The organism is Collinsella sp. HCP28S3_E12, assembly GCF_052065595.1.
GTDB lineage: Bacteria > Actinomycetota > Coriobacteriia > Coriobacteriales > Coriobacteriaceae > Collinsella.
Map to the genome: position 1 here is coordinate 71,910 of NZ_JBQHTS010000003.1, position 18,363 is coordinate 90,272.

General features: G+C 61.0%; 17 protein-coding genes, 1 other RNA gene and 2 pseudogenes. 10 read left to right on the forward strand and 10 right to left on the reverse strand.

Features of this window, described 5'->3' with window-relative positions; translation table 11 throughout:
* Positions 1–78: 78 nt before the first annotated feature.
* The 3 genes from ACTNBY_RS01910 to ACTNBY_RS01920 all read right to left on the reverse strand — a co-directional run bounded on the left by ACTNBY_RS01910 (position 79) and on the right by ACTNBY_RS01920 (position 2,428).
* Positions 79–657 (reverse strand): xanthine phosphoribosyltransferase, encoded by a 579-nt coding sequence (locus tag ACTNBY_RS01910; RefSeq protein WP_441063168.1) that lies wholly within the window; start codon positions 655–657, stop codon positions 79–81.
* 58 nt (positions 658–715) lie between these two features.
* The gene (locus ACTNBY_RS01915; protein ID WP_427719684.1) at positions 716–1,003 is read right to left on the reverse strand and encodes a hypothetical protein; all 288 of its coding nucleotides are present in this window, start codon (positions 1,001–1,003) and stop codon (positions 716–718) included.
* 141 nt (positions 1,004–1,144) lie between these two features.
* Positions 1,145–2,428, reverse strand: coding sequence for an O-acetylhomoserine aminocarboxypropyltransferase/cysteine synthase family protein (locus tag ACTNBY_RS01920; RefSeq protein ID WP_427719685.1), 1,284 nt, complete (start codon positions 2,426–2,428; stop codon positions 1,145–1,147).
* Positions 2,429–2,657: 229 nt separating this feature from the next.
* Here ACTNBY_RS01920 and ACTNBY_RS01925 point away from each other — a divergent pair, with 229 nt between their 5' ends.
* Positions 2,658–3,104, forward strand: coding sequence for a C-GCAxxG-C-C family protein (locus ACTNBY_RS01925; protein ID WP_441063170.1), 447 nt, complete (start codon positions 2,658–2,660; stop codon positions 3,102–3,104).
* 67 nt (positions 3,105–3,171) lie between these two features.
* On the opposite strand, the gene ACTNBY_RS01930 is transcribed toward ACTNBY_RS01925, so the two are convergent.
* The 3 genes from ACTNBY_RS01930 to rpsA form a co-directional block, all read right to left on the reverse strand.
* The gene (locus tag ACTNBY_RS01930) at positions 3,172–3,810 is read right to left on the reverse strand and encodes a YigZ family protein (RefSeq protein WP_441063172.1); all 639 of its coding nucleotides are present in this window, start codon (positions 3,808–3,810) and stop codon (positions 3,172–3,174) included.
* A 355-nt stretch (positions 3,811–4,165) separates the two neighbouring features.
* Positions 4,166–4,527, reverse strand: an RNA gene (gene rnpB, locus ACTNBY_RS01935) — RNase P RNA component class A.
* 341 nt (positions 4,528–4,868) lie between these two features.
* On the reverse strand, positions 4,869–6,035 hold the full coding sequence (rpsA, locus tag ACTNBY_RS01940) for a 30S ribosomal protein S1 (protein ID WP_154515317.1): 1,167 nt from the start codon (positions 6,033–6,035) through the stop codon (positions 4,869–4,871).
* 313 nt (positions 6,036–6,348) lie between these two features.
* Between rpsA and ACTNBY_RS01945 the strand changes: the two genes are divergently transcribed.
* Complete coding sequence (locus ACTNBY_RS01945) at positions 6,349–7,107, forward strand: HAD family hydrolase (protein ID WP_441056167.1); 759 nt, start codon at positions 6,349–6,351, stop codon at positions 7,105–7,107.
* Between the two features lie 87 nt (positions 7,108–7,194).
* On the opposite strand, the gene ACTNBY_RS01950 is transcribed toward ACTNBY_RS01945, so the two are convergent.
* The gene (locus ACTNBY_RS01950) at positions 7,195–7,584 is read right to left on the reverse strand and encodes a hypothetical protein (RefSeq protein WP_441063173.1); all 390 of its coding nucleotides are present in this window, start codon (positions 7,582–7,584) and stop codon (positions 7,195–7,197) included.
* A gap of 298 nt (positions 7,585–7,882) precedes the next feature.
* Here ACTNBY_RS01950 and trpS point away from each other — a divergent pair.
* The 3 genes and pseudogenes from trpS to ACTNBY_RS01965 all read left to right on the forward strand — a co-directional run bounded on the left by trpS (position 7,883) and on the right by ACTNBY_RS01965 (position 10,489).
* Positions 7,883–8,932: pseudogene (gene trpS / locus ACTNBY_RS01955) on the forward strand (tryptophan--tRNA ligase).
* A gap of 136 nt (positions 8,933–9,068) precedes the next feature.
* A complete protein-coding gene (locus tag ACTNBY_RS01960; protein ID WP_233540280.1) occupies positions 9,069–9,932 on the forward strand; it encodes an HAD-IIB family hydrolase in 864 nt (287 codons plus the stop codon).
* A 224-nt stretch (positions 9,933–10,156) separates the two neighbouring features.
* Positions 10,157–10,489, forward strand: coding sequence for an MGMT family protein (locus ACTNBY_RS01965; protein ID WP_117743637.1), 333 nt, complete (start codon positions 10,157–10,159; stop codon positions 10,487–10,489).
* A gap of 192 nt (positions 10,490–10,681) precedes the next feature.
* On the opposite strand, the gene ACTNBY_RS01970 is transcribed toward ACTNBY_RS01965, so the two are convergent.
* Positions 10,682–11,641 (reverse strand): hypothetical protein, encoded by a 960-nt coding sequence (locus ACTNBY_RS01970; protein ID WP_441063174.1) that lies wholly within the window; start codon positions 11,639–11,641, stop codon positions 10,682–10,684.
* Positions 11,642–11,898: 257 nt separating this feature from the next.
* Positions 11,899–13,149, reverse strand: coding sequence for an MFS transporter (locus tag ACTNBY_RS01975; protein WP_117799207.1), 1,251 nt, complete (start codon positions 13,147–13,149; stop codon positions 11,899–11,901).
* Between the two features lie 394 nt (positions 13,150–13,543).
* Here ACTNBY_RS01975 and ACTNBY_RS01980 point away from each other — a divergent pair, with 394 nt between their 5' ends.
* The 5 genes and pseudogenes from ACTNBY_RS01980 to ACTNBY_RS02000 all read left to right on the forward strand — a co-directional run.
* The gene (locus ACTNBY_RS01980) at positions 13,544–14,563 is read left to right on the forward strand and encodes an SPFH domain-containing protein (protein ID WP_118345662.1); all 1,020 of its coding nucleotides are present in this window, start codon (positions 13,544–13,546) and stop codon (positions 14,561–14,563) included.
* A 64-nt stretch (positions 14,564–14,627) separates the two neighbouring features.
* A complete protein-coding gene (locus ACTNBY_RS01985; RefSeq protein WP_117734980.1) occupies positions 14,628–14,819 on the forward strand; it encodes an Arc family DNA binding domain-containing protein in 192 nt (63 codons plus the stop codon).
* Between the two features lie 343 nt (positions 14,820–15,162).
* A complete protein-coding gene (locus tag ACTNBY_RS01990) occupies positions 15,163–15,783 on the forward strand; it encodes a helix-turn-helix domain-containing protein (RefSeq protein WP_117762863.1) in 621 nt (206 codons plus the stop codon).
* 100 nt (positions 15,784–15,883) lie between these two features.
* Positions 15,884–16,237 carry a hypothetical protein gene (locus tag ACTNBY_RS01995; protein ID WP_441063176.1) on the forward strand — a complete coding sequence of 118 codons (354 nt, stop codon included), beginning with the start codon at positions 15,884–15,886 and terminating at the stop codon, positions 16,235–16,237.
* A gap of 196 nt (positions 16,238–16,433) precedes the next feature.
* Positions 16,434–16,604, forward strand: a pseudogene (locus tag ACTNBY_RS02000) (helix-turn-helix transcriptional regulator); the annotation flags it as partial.
* A 342-nt stretch (positions 16,605–16,946) separates the two neighbouring features.
* On the opposite strand, the gene ACTNBY_RS02005 reads toward ACTNBY_RS02000, so the two are convergent.
* Complete coding sequence (locus ACTNBY_RS02005; protein WP_441063177.1) at positions 16,947–18,269, reverse strand: L-cysteine desulfidase family protein; 1,323 nt, start codon at positions 18,267–18,269, stop codon at positions 16,947–16,949.
* Between the last annotated feature and the right edge of the window lie 94 nt (positions 18,270–18,363).

Here is an 18,363-nt window from a genome sequence, read left to right on the forward strand (position 1 = left end):
CACCTCCCCTCATACAAAAAATGTGACAAAGGGACAGTCCCTTTGTCACATCGCATACCAATCGCTTGTGTTACGAGCCTAGGCGAAGGTGATCTCGCCGTTCTCGCAGTCCATATCGGCGATACGGGCCAGGCTCTCAACACGGAAGCCGCGCTCGCGGAGCTTATCGCCACCGCCCTGGAAACCCTTCTCCACCGCAATGCCAATGCCGGACACCTCGGCACCCGCAGCCTCGCAGATCTTGATAAGACCCTCGAGCGCGCATCCGTTGGCCAGGAAGTCGTCGATAATCAGGACCTTGTCACCCTCGGACAGGAAGCGCTTGCCAACGATGACCGGGTACTCCTTCTGCTTGGTAAAGGAATAGATGGTCGTGGCATACTGCTCGCCGTCGAGGTTGATGGACTGCGCCTTCTTGGCAAAGACCACCGGCACGCCGCCAAAATGCTGGGATGCGATGCAGGCCATGCCAATGCCCGAAGCCTCGATCGTAAGGATCTTGTTAATCTCGACATCCTCGAACAGACGGGCCCACTCGGCGCCCATGTGGTCAAACAGATCAACGTCGCACTGGTGGTTGAGGAAAGCATCAACCTTAAGGACATTACCGGCCTTTACGATGCCGTCATGGCGAATACGGTCCTCAAGCTCCTGCATGGCGCAACCCCTTCTCGCGGCAACGATACCGCGCGATTAATAAACGTTGCTCGATAGTCTACCACGGACCGACCCCCGCCCGCCCCACAAGCCGCATCGCACCACAAAGCCGCATCGCCGCACAAGCCGCAAGCAGATACACCGAGCTTACCAGCTGAATGCGATCGAGGCCCACGCCCAGCTCCTTTTGCATCACGGGCAGCGCCACGGTCACGACGGTCGAATCCAGACACACCATAAACGTCATGATGAGCACCGTAAACAGAATCGCCCATTTGTTCTTGCCATGGGTGTCTCCCTCAAGAGCGATGTGTTCGCGGTGCAGTTGCTCTGCGGTTTTCTCCATATCCATCCTTTCGAGTGGCGCAACACAAAAACGGGGCCCCAATCGCCTGCAAACAGTCGCGATTGGGGCCCCGCCTAAGGTATCGGAGCTAAAGGTCGCCGAAGCTTTCTGCCGGCATCGGCGCCTTGCACGAACGCTAGCCTAGCACTGCTCGAGCGCCTGCTCAAGGTCGGCAATCAGATCGGCCGTGTCCTCGAGGCCGCACGACAGGCGCACCATGTCGGCGGAGATGCCACAGGCGATAAGCTCCTCATCGTTCATCTGGCGGTGCGTGGCGTTAGCGGGATGCAGGCAGCAAGTGCGGGCGTCGGCCACATGCGTGGCGATCTGAGCGAGCTTGAGGCTCTTCATAAAGGTCTCGGCCGCCGCGCGACCACCGTTAAAGCCAAAGCTCACAACGCCGCAGGTACCGTTGGGCATGTACTTTTGAGCTAGGTCATAGTACTTGTCGCCCTCCAGACCCGGATAGCTCACGAAGCGCACCTTGGGATGGCTCTGCAGGAACTTGGCAACAGCCAGGCCGTTCTCGCAATGACGCGGCATGCGCACATGCAGGCTCTCGAGCGAGCTGTTCAGGAAAAACGCCGCCTGCGGGTTCTGCATGGGGCCGAGGTCGCGCATGAGCTGAGCGGTTGCCTTGGTAATGAAGGCGCCCTCGCGACCAAACTTCTCGGCATAGGTCACGCCGTGGTAGCTCTCATCGGGCGTGGTGAGACCCGGGAACTTGTCCGCATGGGCCATCCAATCAAACTGGCCGTGGTCGACGATCACGCCGCCCAGGCAGGCCCCATGTCCATCCATGTACTTGGTGGTGGAGTGCGTAACGATATCGGCGCCCCACTCAAAGGGACGGCACATCACGGGCGTCGGGAAGGTGTTGTCGACCATCAGCGGCACGCCGTGGTCATGCGCGGCCTTGGCAAAGCGCTCAATATCGAGCACGGCAAGGGCGGGGTTGGCGATCGTCTCGCCAAAGACGAGCTTGGTATTGGGCTCAAAGGCTGCCTCGAGCTCCTCATCGGTGCAATCGGGGGCAACGAACGTGCAGGTAACGCCCATACGACCCATGGTATGGGCAAGCAGGTTGTAGGTACCGCCGTAGATGGCCGAGCTTGCGACCACATGATCGCCGGCGCCGGCCACGTTAAAGATCGCGAGGAAGTTCGCGGCCATACCCGAGCTCGTGAGCATCGCAGCGGTGCCGCCCTCCATCTCGCAGATCTTGGCGGCAACCAGATCGCACGTAGGGTTCTGCAGACGGCTGTAGAAATAGCCAGACTCCTCCAGGTCAAACAGCTTGCCCATGTGCTCGGACGTGTCATACTTCCACGTGGTGGACTGGTAGATGGGCACCTGGCGCGGCTCCGCATCTCCCGGGTGATAGCCGCCCTGAACACATGTCGTACCGATGGTCTGCTCGCTCATATCTAGCTCCCTTGCCTGGGTTACATTTTTATCCGGTTCACGATACCGCTACCCCGCACCCCTCTCAACCCATCCCCAAGGTAGGTTATGAGACAAATCAACCGGGGGCATTTATCGCAGATTTTGGCATTTATTCGATAGATAAAAATGAGGCATACATGAGGCTTTCGATGAACAAATGCATCGGCAAGGGTACCATAGGCGAGTAACCGTTACCGAGGAGACAACGATGAAGCAAATCGATACTGCCCAGCTCGACATCACCGCCTGTCAGGCTCAGGCTGCCGAATACCACGCCTGCGGCTTTAACTGCGCACAGGCCGTCGCCTGCACGCTCGCACCCGCCGTCGGGCTCGACCCCCAGACTGCCTTTATCCTCACCGAGGGCTTTGGCGCCGGCATGGGCGGCATGACCGAGACCTGCGGCGCTATCTCGGGCGCCGTGGCCATCATGGGCGCTGTAATGAGCGACGGCATGGAAAACCCCAAGACCAAGGGCCAGACTTACAAGCTGTCGCGCGAAATCGCCAAGCGTTTTAAAACGAAAAACACGACGACCGTCTGCGGCACGCTCAAGGGCATCGGATCGGACAATGGTCCGCTCCGCAGCTGCCCCGGCTGCATCGACGACGCCGTCGAGATCGCCTGCGATGTGCTAAAGCAGCTCGCCGAGTAAACGGCGGCAACAGAAAACGACGGCCGGCGTGCTTGGGATTCATCCAAAAGCACGCCGGCCGTCGCCGTTAGAACTCGGCAAATTTGGGAGCGCCGACCTCAATCTCCTCGCGCCCCGCCATAAGCTCGCGCATCTTAGCGCAAAACGGCTCCTGCTCCCCCGCCTTAAACACCAAATGAATCGTCACGGTATCCGCGTAATCGGTATCCGAAACCTTGGCACCCGAATCCTGCGCCAAACGAAGCACCTGCTCATACTGCGGATAGGCCACGTGCACGTCAACAGGCACGACGCTCGTCATCTCAACGACCTGCCCTGCCTCCTGAGCAGCTGCCACCGCCGCCTGCGTCGCCGCGGTATAGGCGCGCACCAAGCCACCGGGCCCCAACAGCGTGCCGCCAAAATAGCGCGTCACCACGCAGCAAACATTTTTGAGCCCAGCGCCGCGCAACACCTCGAGCGTCGGCATGCCGCTCGTGCGGCTCGGCTCACCGTCATCACTCTGACGCTCGCGTCCATCGACCAAAATCCACGCGGGAACATTGTGTCGAGCGTCGTAATGACGCTTGCGAACCATCTCGATGAAGGCATTCGCCTCATCCTCGGATTCAATATGGACCAGCTGGGCAATAAACCGGCTCTTGCGATCCACAAACTCGCCAGAAGCCTCAATATTCGATCGCAGAGTAAAGTAGCTGTCCAACAAAGCCCCTCAACAAAACTAAGCGCGGCAACAAACAGCCTCAATAATACGGCAAAGACAGCACCGTTGTCCTCGCCAACAAGAGCGAAAACGCCAATGATGTCGTCACCAACAGCGAGAACCCGTCAGCGCGAGCAAGGTGCCTTGAAAGACGAGATTGCAACAGAAATGAGGCTGCCGATGACCAGGCAAAAACAGCGAGATGCCAAGAACGGAACCGCCGATGATTCCGTCAACGAAAGCGAGAACCCGTCAGCGCGAGCAAGGTGCCTTGAAAGACGAGGGCATTGACCTTATGGTCATGCCCGAAGGCTTGAAAGGCAGATTGTCGCGCTGACGGGTTCGCAGCGTCAACAAAGTGCCGAGTGGGCCTATAAGCCGGGTTCTGTCGTGAACGGTCATTTATCTTGTCTGCACGTTACCGTGCAGCTCCACGCACGCTACCCGAACGCGGACCGGGCCGGCCCATAGCGTTCCTATTCGCGCTTGCTCCGGATGGGGCTTGCCAAGCCGCCGTGTTGCCACGACGCTGGTGGTCTCTTACACCACCGTTTCAGCTTTTCCCTTTACGCCTTGCGGCGCAGGTGGGAGTCTTCTTTTCTGCGGCGCTTTCCGTCGGATCACTCCGCCCGGCCGTTAGCCGGCATCCCGCCCTCTGGAGCCCGGACTTTCCTCACGCGTGCCGCAAGCAGCACATCGCGCGACCGTCTGGCCCACTCAGCAGTGCAAGAGTGTAACACACCGTTGCCGCAGGCAAAGGCACAACACAAGCGTTCGACACGATATACCAAGAACCATGCCATGCAGTACAATAGGGTTGTCGATGGGCAACGTCGCCAGTCGAGACGCGACCGCGCTCCGCACCCCTCCGTCTACTCGGTGCGTTCCCGCCTCCTCCCCGAGGCGGGATGTCGGCATTTTCATGCACCGACAACCCAATAGCCTGTGAACAGCCCGGACAGCATTGCGCACGAGTAGCATTGCGCACCTCACCGGCAAACGCAAAAAGGGACCCGTCCATTGCGGACGGATCCCTTAAAGCAAGTGATCGTCAAACCGATTTACTCGGCGTCGGTCTCCTCGTCCTTCTTCTCGGAAGGCAGCGGGGTAACCTCGATCTCGACGCCCAGAGTCTCAGCAGCGGACTTCATCGACAGGGAGATACGACGACGGTCGAGGTCGATCTCCATGACCTTGACCTGAACCTTGTCGCCCACGTGGGTGACCTGAGAAGGCTGGTCGACGTGCTTGTTGGCCATCTCGGAGATGTGCACCAGGCCCTCGATGCCCTCGCCCAGATCGACGAAAGCGCCAAACGGGACAAGCTTGGTCACCGTGCCCTCGACGATAGCGCCGACGGGGTACTTCTTGACCAGTGCGCGCCACGGATCCTCGGTGGTCTGCTTGAGACCCAGGGAGATGCGCTCGCGGTTGAGATCGACGTCGAGAACCTCGACCTCGACCTCCTGGCCGACCTTGACAACCTCGGAAGGATGGTTGACGTGGTTCCAGGAGAGCTCGGAGATGTGGATGAGACCGTCGATACCGCCGAGGTCGACGAAGGCGCCGAAGTCGACGATGGAGGAAACGGTGCCCTGGAGACGCATGCCAGACTTGAGCTTGGACAGGATCTCGGAACGCTCGGCCTTACGGGACTCCTCAAGCACGACGCGACGGGAGAGAACGACGTTGTTGCGGTTGCGGTCCATCTCGATGACGCGGGCCTCGATGCGGGTGCCCATGTAGGAGGTGAGGTCCTTGACGCGACGGAGGTCGACGAGGGAAGCGGGCAGGAAGCCACGCAGGCCGATGTCGAGGATCAGGCCGCCCTTGACAACCTCGATAACCTCGCCCTCGACGTTCTCGCCGGAGTTGAACTTCTCCTCGATGCGGTTCCAAGCACGCTCGTACTCGGCACGCTTCTTGGAAAGGACCAGACGACCGTCCTTGTCCTCCTTCTGGAGAACCAGGGCCTCGATGGAATCACCGAGTGCAACGATGTCTGCAGGGTTAGCGTCCTTGCGGATGGACAGCTCGCGGACCGGGATAACGCCCTCGGACTTGAATCCGATGTCAACGAGCACCTCGTCATGCTCGATCTTAACGACAGTACCGTTAACGAGATCGCCCTCATCAAAGTCGGTAATCGTACCGTCGATGAGGTTGTTCATCTCCTCCTCGTTGACATCGTCAAGAGAGAAAATGGACGAGTTCTGAATCTCACTCAAAGGTGGACCCCTTTCGAACTACGGGGCCCCGATTGCTAGGACCTACAGAAGGGTGCGACAAGCACACAACGTTTAGGAACACTCGGGAGCCGACAGATACTAATGTGACGCTTATGCAATCACGTTCGTATAGGTTACGTGGAAATCACTTCGATTTCAAGCGTGAACTGCGATTTTTTACTCGTATGGAGACTTTTTCGCAATCTTGTGAACGACCGTCTCCATAAGTTGACGATAAGCAGTTGAGTATACGGCTTTGGGGTAAAGTATCCGGAGCCCACGTTCTAAACGATTTTTCGAGAAAGGTGCCCGCGTGCTCAAAGCAGTCGTTTTCGATATGGACGAGACGCTTCTCAGCATCAATCTCAACGCGTTTATCCTTCGCTATTTTAAGGATGTCTCGTCAATGCTCGCGGATATCGGACGATGCAGCCGCGGTGGTACGATGGCACGCCTCGGCACCATCCTGGTCGACCTCAACGCCAATCGCCGAAGCGGCACGGACAATCGCACCAATCTTGAGTTTTACCGCACCGAGGTCGAGCGCAGGTGCGGCATCTGCCTCTCGGACCCACTCATCTATGAGGCTTTTACCTACTATGAACGCGAAGTTCTCCCGTACAAGAATGACGATGCCATCAATGCCCACGCCATGCCGGGTGCGCACGCCGCGCTTCAAGCCGTACAGGACGCGGGGCTGCGCTGCGCGCTCTTCACCAACCCCAGCTTTCCCCAAGGGGCCATCGAGTGCCGCATGGGCTGGGGCGAGCTGACAGACGCGCCCTTCGAGCTCGTAACGCACATGGGCAACGCCACGCGCTGCAAGCCCGATGCCACATATTATCTAGGGCAGCTGCAGGTCATGGGGCTCGAGCCACATGAGGTTCTCATGGTGGGCAACGACCCCAAGCGCGATTTCCCCAGCCCCGCCTGCGGCATTCAAACCGCCTATGTGGGCCAAGGAAAGCCCGGCCGAGCCACCTGGCGTGGAACCATGGAAGACTTCGCCCGCGACTTTAACGCCGTAGTAGAAGCCTTCTACGAGCACCAAATAGCCGACGAACTAAGCTAGTCCCCAAATCAGGAATGGGGCGCACGTTTGCCCCACGCTTCGTTACGTGGGCAACGGCTTGAGGGCAAGATGCGATGCCCCAGTGTCCTAGGCCGTGATCATTTTGACGCGTTCGCCGATTTTGGAGTCGCGCCTGTCGGAAATAACAGTAAAGCCCTCCAGGTCGCACACCTTTACATTTGAAAACACGTGGTACTTGGAGCTATCGGCGAGTACGCAACTCGCTTGGGAATTCTGCATCACGATACGTTTTTTGATAGCCTCGGGATAACCTGGCGTCATGATGCCGCGGTCCTCGTCCACCGCATTGACACCTATAAACGCCCGGTCAAAGTACAGCTCGCGCAGCGCGCTCTCAACCATAGGACCGGTGAGCGAGCAGGTAACGGGGTTGAAGTCGCCGCCAATTACCACCACCTTAGCAGCAAGCTCGCCCGTAAACCGACATGCATAGCCGTTGGTGGTGTAGATAGTCACCGGCTTGTCGACGAGCAGGCTCAGGAGCGCCGTCGCGGTGGTACCGGAGTCGACAGCGAGATGAGACCGTCACGCCCGAAGACCCCGCTTTCGCCGCCGAGGAGCGCGCGGCGCACGCGGCCCATGAGGAGCGGCTCGAGCATATCGAGGGGCTCCTTCCCAAGAAGGGAAACGACCCTGCGGGACGACACGGCGAAAACCATCGTTGATTCCGGCAAGAGACGCCGTTTCTCTGGTAGCTTCATCTTCAACCAAGACCGACAATGCCGGCCAGGCACTCAACCCAAAAGGAGACAGCATGCCCAACGAGCTCAGCTATGAGGTCAGCCTCGAGCGCAGCAACCAGATCCGCGCCGACCTGCCGCAGCACCCCGAGAAGTACACCATGCTCACCGGCGACCGCCCCACCGGCCGCCTGCACCTCGGCCACTACTTCGGCACGCTCAAGAGCCGTGTCGAGCTGCAGGACATGGGCGTCCACACCAACGTGCTCATCGCCGACTACCAGGTCATCACCGACCGCGACAGCACCGACAACATCTAGGACAACGTCTACAACATGGTCATCGACTACCTGGCCTGCGGCCTGGACCCCGACAAGACGATGATCTACACGCACTCCGCCGTGCCCGCGGCAAACCAGCTCATGCTGCCGTTCTTGTCGCTCGTCTCCGAGGCCCTGCTGCAGCGCAACCCCATCGTCAAGGCCGAGATGGAGGCCAGCGGCCATGAGCTCACCGGCCTTTTGCTCACCTACCCCGTGCACCAGGCGTGCGACATCTTGTTCTGCAAGGGCAACGTCGTGCCGGTCGGGCGCGACCAGCTGCTGCACATCGAGCTCACCCGCACCATCGCACGCAAGTTCAACAACCGCTACGGCAAGGTGTTCCCCGAGGTCGACGCGCTGCTGTCCGATACGCCGCTGCTGCCCGGCCTTGACGGGCGCAAGATGAGCAAGTCCTACGGCAACGCCATCAACATCTCCATGACCGCCGAGGAGACGGCCAAGCGCATCAAGAAGAGCCAGACCGACGGCGAGCGCATGATCACGTTCGACCCCGAAGCCCGTCACGGTGTGTCCGGCCTGCTCTCCACCGCCGCCATCTGCACCGGCCGCTCCGAGGTCGAGATCGCCGAGGAGATCGGCATGGGCGGCGCAGGCGCGCTCAAGAAGTACGTCACCGAGAGCGTGAACGAGCACTTTGCCCCCATCCGCGCCCGCCGCGAGGAACTGGTCCAGGATATGGACTACGTCAAGGACGTCCTACGCGAGGGCAATCGCCGTGCCAACGAGGTCGCCGAGGCGACGCTCGCCGAGGTACGCGAAGCCATGGGAATGGTGTACTAAGCCATCCGGCTCGCGGAAACGCGCCGCGACACGCGAATGGGCCATCTTCACGTGTCCACGCCTTCGACATAGCCAAGGTCTTACGAGGTGGGCGATAATAAGCCCGCCTCGTTTTTTACGTTGTATGGGGGATTGCATGTACCGACTTGTTGCCAGCGATATGGATGAGACGTTTCTCGACGCCGACCACGCCATCCCGGCGTCCAATCTCCGAGCACTCAAACGCATGAGGGAGCTCGGTGTGCTGTTCGTCCCTTCGAGCGGGCGATGGTATTCCTCTATCATGGACAACTTCTCGGGGGAGGCCCGCGAGCTGATCGAAGACGGCTATGTGCTCTCCTATAACGGCGGCTTCATCAACCGCGTGGGAGACCCCACCCCGCTCACCACCTGCGGCCTTTCCAACGAATGCGCGAACGCGATCTATGCAAAGGGGCTCGAACTCGGACTCTGCATGCACGTCAACGTCGCCGACGGCCACGTGTTCGTGAATGACGCACCCACACGGGAGCGCGACTATCTGGAATCGATCACCGGGGTCACTCATTTTCGCGGATCTGACCATCCCGACCTCTCATTCCTTGAAGGCCGTGGCATCGTGAAGATCCTGTACGTCGACTGGGACTTCGATGAGCTGCAGGAATTGGGCCGCAAGCTCGCGCCGATGGCCGAGCGACTCGGCGTTGACATCACCTTCTCCTCCAAGCGCTACCTCGAACTCATGCCCGCAGGCGTTGACAAAGGGACGGGGCTCACGCGCCTTGCCGATATGCTGGGAATTCCGATGTCCGAGGTCATCGCCGTTGGTGATTCCGCAAACGACCTCTCCATGATCAAGGCGGCGGGACTGGGCGTCGGCGTGGCGAATGTCACCGACGACGTGCGGCCGTATTGCGATGTCGTCCTTGAAACGGCTGGGACTGAGGGTGCGTTCTCCGAACTCATCGAGCGATTCCTTGAACCCCAACGACCACATGTCACTGTGTCTTTCTATTTGTAACCCTTGATTAACTTATGGAGAGGCTGTGTGCTCGTCGGTCTACGACTTGGGTCTCAGAGAATTAGCTATAGGTAACTTAATGAAGGCACAGGCGAATTAAAGACCTTCGACACGAACGTTGCGCCTTCCCTCCCCTCGCGCAACACCTCTTTGGAAAGGCGCCCCGCGCATGTGGGGCGCCTTTCTTGACTACAATGGCGATATCGATTGAAAGTGAGGGCGGCATGGCAGACCGGGACACCGACGGATTCTTCAACCGCGTATACGACATGGTACGCCAGGTGCCCTGCGGCATGGTTGCCACATATGGTCAGATCGCCAAGCTCGTTGGTGAGCCCCGTCGAGCCCGATACGTGGGATACGCCCTGCACGTCAATCCGGAACCCGGCACCATCCCCTGTCATCGCATCGTATTCGCCGACGGACGCCTCGCGGAGGGGTTCGCCTTCGGTGGGCCCGAGGCGCAGCGCACACTGCTCGAGGACGAAGGCGTTGCCTTCCTCGCCAACGGACATGTCGACCTGCAGGCCTCTCGCTGGCCAGCGGGCCTGGTATGACAAGGGGCGCCGACAGCGCCCCTTCCCGTTTTGGATCCTTGGCAGGCAACCCAATCAAACGGTCGCCTCGAGTGCGTCCCCCGCGCGGTCGAGTGTGCTTCTGACCTTGGCACCCTGTTTGAACCACGTGCGCAGGTCCTCGAGCGTGCTGCCCGCTTGCATACACCTTGATTTTGCGACCACCCCTCGTGGTCACCGTGCAGCGGTCGCCGCTCTCGCTGTTCTCGTGCGCCGTGATCTTCTTGAGGTAATCGCGGCGAAACGCCACGACGCGGGCGTTGCTGATCTCGATGAACCAATCGTCATCGACAAGCGAAGTACCCGTGGCACCTCGGCTTGCCATCTCCTCGGAGAAGGAGAAACCGAGCGCGCGCTCCTGCCTGCCGATCTCGAGGATGCCGCGGGCCGGCATGCCGAGCATGAGCAGGGGCAGGAACCCCCCCCTATGAACAGGAACAGGAACGGGATGAGCACGAGCAGGCGCGCACCCTCGTCGGTGAAGACCGCCATGAAGGCGAGGACGAGCGAGAAGACGAGGGCCATGCCGTTGAAAACAATCGTCAACGGCTTGATGGCAGACCAACACAGGCCCGCCTTGGTCATGGGACCGTCGACGGCGTCCGAGACTTCGATGCCCTCTTCCTCCAGACGGGCGAGGAGGTTGAGCGAGCACACCCCCTCGAGGCTTATCGAGCAGAACTTCCGGTCGCCCTCGAACAGGTCGATCCTCATCATCTGCGCGTGAAGCGTTGCACGGGTGATGTTGCCAAACGTCGTCTCCTTGCGGATGCCGAAGGCGTTACGCGAGAGAATGCGCCCACCGTCCACGTCGATACGCGGGATGCTCAGCAAGGCCCAGATAGCCATACCCGCGAGCGCCATGGCATGACCGAACCACACAAGTTCGTGGTCCCACTCGCCCAGCGAGACGCCCTGCCAGACGTAGACACCCAGCATGAGCAGTTCGAACGCGACGGCGCAGCAGGCGATGATCGTGCGGATGGCTGCGGGCATGCGCACCGTGAAGCAATCGAGGCTGTCCGTTGCCTCGCTGCGCTCGCGCGCGCCGCGGCGGGCGACCCATGCAGTGAGCGGGCCGACGATGAACACGGTCATACCGACGCGCAGAATGGATTCGAGCAGATTACTCATAGGGGCCACCGCCTCGAGCTCTGGAGATTAACTGCAGGAAACGCTGCCAGAACGATGGGATGCGCACAACGTAAGGAGCCGCGTATCGGCAAGCGGCGGCATCGCAATCGCCCGACGAACAGATGATGATCGGCGCCGGGCCAGACGAATTAAACAAAAGGGTGGTCGACGGCGCCCTCGCAGGCGCACCGTCGACCACCCTTCACGTCGCAGCGACCCTACGAGCCGTCCGAAACGAAACGCACTCCGCCAGAGCGCTACCCAATCTTGCGGATGCTCGGGATCGCCCAGGTGATGCCTGCTAGGATCACCATTGCAGCACCGATGAGCACGAAGCACGCGCTTACGCCGATGGCGTCCGCGAACAAGGTCGATGCGACGAGCCCCACGGGCATAGCCCAGCTGCAGACCGCTCCGTACAGACCGAAGACGCGGCCCATGCACTCGGGATCGACGCGCTCCTGCATGAGCGCCATCTGCGGCGCGCTGTACAGCGGACTCGAGACCCCCATCGCGAACGTAAGCCCCAGAAACACAACGAGCGCGGAAGGGGGCACGAGGCCGCCCGCGAGCGTGCCCGCTCCGAAGAGGCCGATGGCCAGCGTGCACGAAAGAGCGCGGTTCTTAAGGCCACCCGTCGCCCCGATCCAGCCGCTCGCCGCGATCATGCCGACCGAGAACGCGATCTCCGCGATAGCCGACTGCGTAGTGGTGCCCCCAAAATGGTCGAACACCATGAGCGGGAACAGCGCGGATATGGGCGAGAACAGGACCGAGAAGGCGAAGCCGATCCAGAGCATGGCGAACAGACCGTGATGGCGTTTGAGCTCGCGGTACCCGTTGGCCGTCTCCAATAGGAAGGCCCGCACCGCGCGGTGCGACGCCTCGGCGTTCTCCTCGGGCGTATGGCGCTCGGGCGCCGGCGTCTTGATGCCGGAGGTCGCCACCGCGATGCTCGCGAGCACCGCCCCGGCGACATCGAGCGCGATCATGAAAGTCAGACCAAACGCCGGGTAGACCGCAGCGGCGATGGCGTTGCCGATGATATAGCTACCCGACTGCATGAACTGCAGCATGCCCGCCAGCTTGCCGAGCACCTCGGGCGGGGCGATGAGCGGTGTGAGCGCGTTGAAGGCGGGCGTATGGAGCGTGCTGCCCAGCGCACGGACGAACAGCACCGCCGCCACAACGGCGACAGAAAGGTCGCCCCGAAGCGAGCCGAAGACAAGCGTGAGGCTCACGGCCGCGATGAAGAGATCGGCGCCGATCATGAGACGCTTGATGGACGTGCGGTCCACGATGGTGCCCGCGAAGGCGCCGAGGAGCGCCATGGGCAAGAAGGCCGCCAGGCTCACGAACGACAGGGCGCTCGCGGAGCCGGTGGTGAGGGTGACGTGCCAGATGAGACCCATCTGCAGAATGGAGCTCGTGAGCACGGAGAAGAACTCGCCGATCCAGACGATGGCGAGCGAGCGCTTCCAAGAAGCGCAGGGATTCGGTTGTGTCATGGAATAATCCTTTGATGCGATCGGTGGTATGCAGCGAAGTACCGGTCGCTCACGCGACCGTGGCTAGAGCCAAATCCTCATGGAAGCAAGCATGGTGCAGCTCCCCTTTCCAAATCTAGAGGTAAACCTTCAGCCGTGAGTGAATCTATTATAGGGACTTGCGAGCCAAGATGCAACAGGAAGACCTCTACGGAGCGTAGATGCCGGGCGCCCCGAACCACTTATGCCATGAGAGACGGCATCCGATTCTCCTTGACTTGGTCTCAATGTGATATCACAATGCAATCAGCAGTCGCACGGACTGCTCGGGGACTCGCCTCCTCCCCATCGCAATCTGGAGCGCGGCGCCGGGGACGTCATGCAAACGCCGGCGCAGTCATGAAAGGAACTCACAATGAGCGTGGAAAAGCAACTCAAGGCCAAGTCGGGCTACGGCATGCTCGTCGCCGTGGCGGTGGCGCTCATCGTCATCATCGGCCTCTTTATCTGGAGCACCATCGGGCTCGCGAGCACGCCCGACGGCGTCGACGCGCCCGCAGTCTACGGATGGGGGCTCGGCCTCAGCATCCTCGCGTTTTGCCTGTGGTTCATCCCACTCAACGGATTCTTCTCGCTGCAGCCCGGCCAGGCGCGCGTGTGCATCCTGTTCGGCAAGTACGTGGGCACCGTCCGCGACGAGGGCTTCTTCTGGGCCAACCCGTTCTTTAGCAAGAGCATGGGCGGATCGGCCGGGATCGGCGAGATGATCGAGCTCGAGATGAGCGATTCCAAGGCCGCCAAGGCCGCGGCGCAGAAGGCCGCCAAGGGCAACCCCACCACTATCTCCACCCGCGTGCGCACCCTGAATGGCGAGCGCCTGAAGGTCAACGACAAAATGGGCAACCCCATCGAGATCGCAACCGTCGTGGTGTGGCACGTCGCCGATACCGCCAAGGCGCTCTTCGACGTCGACGACTACCAGAGCTATGTCGCCATGCAGGCCGAGACGGCGCTGCGCCACGTGGCGAGCGTGTACGCCTACGACCACCTGGAGGACGAGTCCGATGCCGCCGGCGCCATCACGCTGCGCGCCAATGTGGAAGAGGTCTCCGAAGCCCTGCGCCGCGAGCTCGCGATGCGCCTGGCGCCCGCCGGCGTCGAGGTCGACGATGCACGTCTCACGCACCTCGCCTACTCCCCCGAGATCGCCCAGGCGATGCTGCGCCGCCAGCAGGCCGAGGCCGTCATCGCCGCACGCAAGAAGATCGTCGAGGGCGCGGTCTCCATGGTCGACATGGCCGTGAAGGAGATGGCTGCCGGCGGCACCATCGAGCTCGACGACGAGCGCAAGGCGCAGATGGCCAGCAACCTCATGGTGGTGCTCTGCGGTGAATCCGAGGCGCACCCGGTGCTCAACGCAGGCTCGCTGTACTAACCCCAACACCAATGAGTAATATGGGGACGGGTGCAAAATTGCACATTCGACAAGAAGGCACGTCATGGCACGCAAGCAGTATCCACTCCGTATAGACCCCGCTATCTGGGAGGCCGTCCAACGCTGGGCGGACGATGAGATGCGCAGCGCCAACGGTCAGGTGGAATGGATCTTGCGAGACGCCCTCAAACGCGCGGGAAGGCTGCCGAAGAAAGAGCCCTCGTTCAAGGGCACGCCCAAAGGCGAAGAGGGCTAAGCCGGGAAGACAGGGCTCGGCCGCTGCCGACGTCGGGACAAAGCCGCGCCCCGCGCCGCGGTCGAGGCAGAGCTGAGCCCCGCCGCTCCAAAGTCGAGCCGAACGGCGGGGCCAACACCAACCCAAAGCAAGCTCGCCCCCTCTATACGCACCAACCGGTCCCCGGAGGCATCCGCCTTTGGGGACCGTTCTTTTCCCAGCTAGATGTCGTATATAAAGCCTTTTGACAGCTCGATTTTGCCCCGTGGGGGTCAAATATAAAGACCTTTGATGGTACGATGCTCGCGTCAATGACATGGTGGCTCTCGACAGGGGTCACCCCGACCCTCTAGGGAGCAAACGCATGGAGCTGGGCTCGCACATCAAGGAGCATCGCACGGAGCTCGGACTGTCCCAAGACGATCTGGCGGAGCGCATCTACGTGTCGCGCCAGACCATCAGCAACTGGGAGTGCGGCCGTACGTATCCGGATGTCCAGAGCCTGCTGCTGCTTTCCAACGTGTTCGGGGTGACCGTGGACTCCCTCATCAAAGGAGATGTGGAAACCATGGCACAGGTAATGAACGAAGCGGTCAAGAAGTACAACGCCCTATCCACAATCACGGTCGTGAGTGCGGTCGTGTTTTTGGTGCTGAGCGCGTGGGCGGCGTTCCAGTTCGAATGGGGCTGGGGCATGCACATCGCGCCCACCGCGGCGTTTGCCGCCGTGGCGCTCGTCGTGATGCTCGTGGCGTTCGTGTATATGGAACGCATGAAGAAGCAGCACGACCTCGTCACGTACCGCGAGGTGTTGGCGTTTAGCCGCGGCGAGCAGGTCGATCGCGACACGCTCGAGGGGCGCCGTGAGCGCGAGATGAACCCTTGGGTCAAGGGCACGCGCAACGCGGTGCAGATCATCATCGGCGCCATCGCCGGCGGACTGGTGGGCGTCGGCATCGGCATGCTCGCCAAGATGCTGAGTTAAAAGCGCGGGTACGCACCCGTTCCCCGAAATGGTATCCCCCTTAGCCCCCATTCTGAAGATGTATGCCAGAATGGGGGCGATTCCCGTTAGGAGGTGCCCCATGAACGTCACCGTACGCGCGTCCCTCATCGCATTGATCGCAATCGTTGGCGCCTGCTGGGCAATCCCCGTCCTCCTGGTGAGGGTCGTCCCACCCGATGCCGGCATGATCGCCATGATGGCGCTGATCTACCCCGTGCTCCCCGCAACTGCAATCACCCTCGGCCTGCTCGCCGCGAACTCCGCGAGGACGCTCTTCTGGGTACCCGCGGCGCTCGGAATCGGACCCGCGGTCCTGTTTCCCCTCAAGGTCGAGGGCAGCCAGGACCTTGCGTTCCATGGGGTTGCCTATACCGCAATCGGCTACGCCGCCATGGGCCTGTACACTTGGACGATTGCTCGACAGCATCGCTAAGCCATCGCCCCGCAAGCCTCCACAAGCCAAATCTCCCCGCGGCGATGGCACGCATCGCAGCAACAATCATGCAGGTAAACCCCGTGCAAAACAGTTTTTGCAGCGCCCGGCAAGCCTTGCCGCATATGATGTACAACAGATTCGATAGCGCACCCTACGTGTTCGCGGGACGCTCCTTCACGACCGGGAGGTGACGATGGACATCAGCAACCAGATCAAGACGCGGCGCGAGGCGATGGGGCTCTCCCAAGAACAGCTCGCCGAGAAACTCTACGTGTCGCGTCAGACGATCTCGAACTGGGAGCGGGACAAGACGTATCCGGACGTCCAGAGCCTGCTCATGCTGAGCATCCTATTCGACACCTCCATAGACACGCTCGTGAAGGGAGACGTAACCGTTATGGAAGAGGCAGTCGAAAGAGATCGCAAGCGCATGGGAACGCGGATGCTGCGGCTGGCGGTGGCGTTCGCACTGATACTGTCGCCGGCGTTTAACTGGATGGAGGGCACCTGGGGCGCCGGCTTCGCCGCGGCTGCGGCGTTCCTGCCGGCGATAGCGGCGCTTGTTGTCGCAACCGTCCTCGAGCGCATCAAGCGCGAGAACGACCTGGTGACCTACCGCGAGATCCTCGCTGTCCGCAATGCAGACAGGTGCTTTACAGCCACAAGCGCGATAGTTTCAACAACAAGATGCAGTGCCCCAGAGCCCCTAGCAGTCGACGATGGTCTTGCCGATCATGATGTTGAGGATCTCGACGTCGGTATCCTTCATGCCAACGCGGCCCACATAGCCCATGCTGGCGATCGTCTCTTCCACCGTATCCTGAATCAGGCCCTCGCCGGCACGGAAGCCGCGGCCCTGCATGGCCATATCGTGGCCCAGAATCGCCGCATCAACGGCAGCGGAAATCTTAGCGGCGCAGCTTGCCTTGGCGCCATCGCACACGATGCCGCCCACGTTACCGAGCGTATTGGAGACCGTCGCGCCGATCTGCTCGCGCGTGCCACCGCACAACCAGGTAATCGCCGCGCCGGCACCACACGCAGCGCAAATAGCACCGCAAAACGCCGAGAGCGCACCAATATAGCTCTTGATATGCACGGCAATAAGATCAGACAGCATCACGGCGCGCACCAGGCGCTCGTGGTCGCAGCGCAGGTAGTCGGCATATTCCATAACGGGCAACGCACAGGTAATACCCTGGTTGCCCGAGCCGCACACAATGGCGACCGGCAGCGCACAGCCGTTCATGCGGGCATCGGACCCGGCGGCCGCACGGGCACGGGCACGGCAGGCGACGTCGTCGGCACGAGCGCCCAGCAGCGTACGGCCTACCTCAGCGCCCCAAGCGTGCGCCAGGCCCTCGGCGCTTATTGCGCCGTTCAGCTCAATCTGACGCTCAACGGCAGCGCGGGCGCCCTCGATGTCGCCGTCCTCGATAAAGTCAATGATAGACTCAATCGACATGGGCGTATCGGCGTTATCGGCGGCACGCTCGGCCACGACGCGCTCGGCGCAGGCGGCACACTCCCCCACCGACTTGCCACACATCGGAATGCCATCGAGTGTATGGCACGTAACATTGGTGTGATGGTCGGTGATCTCGACGACCGCAGTATGACCTCCGGCCGTGGCAGTCACCTTAATGTAGAGGTTGGGCACACCCTCGACAAGCGACACATCGCAGTAGTCGGCATCGGAGAGCAGCTCGGTCACGCGAGCACGGTCTGCATCGCCAACACTCTCGAGCACCTCGAGCGCGCTCTTGGCGTCACCGCCCACGGCACCCAGCACGGCCGCGGCCTCAATACCGTGCATACCGCCCGAGTTGGGCACGGTCACGCTCTTTACGTTCTTGATGATGTTGCCCGAGCAGGCAACATCCATATGATCGGGTTCGCAACCGAGCGTCTGGCTCGCCAGCGCCGCTGCATAGGCAACGGCAATGGGCTCGGTGCAGCCGAGCGCACAGACAAGCTCGCGGTTCAAAACATCGCAAAACGCGGTATCACGAAGGGAATCGGCAGGCATAGGTATCTCCTACTTGTATAACGGGTTGCTCTCGCAAGTATCAACTTCTCCATTTGATAACAAGGCACCAAAAACCGCAAGTCGAGTTCCGGCA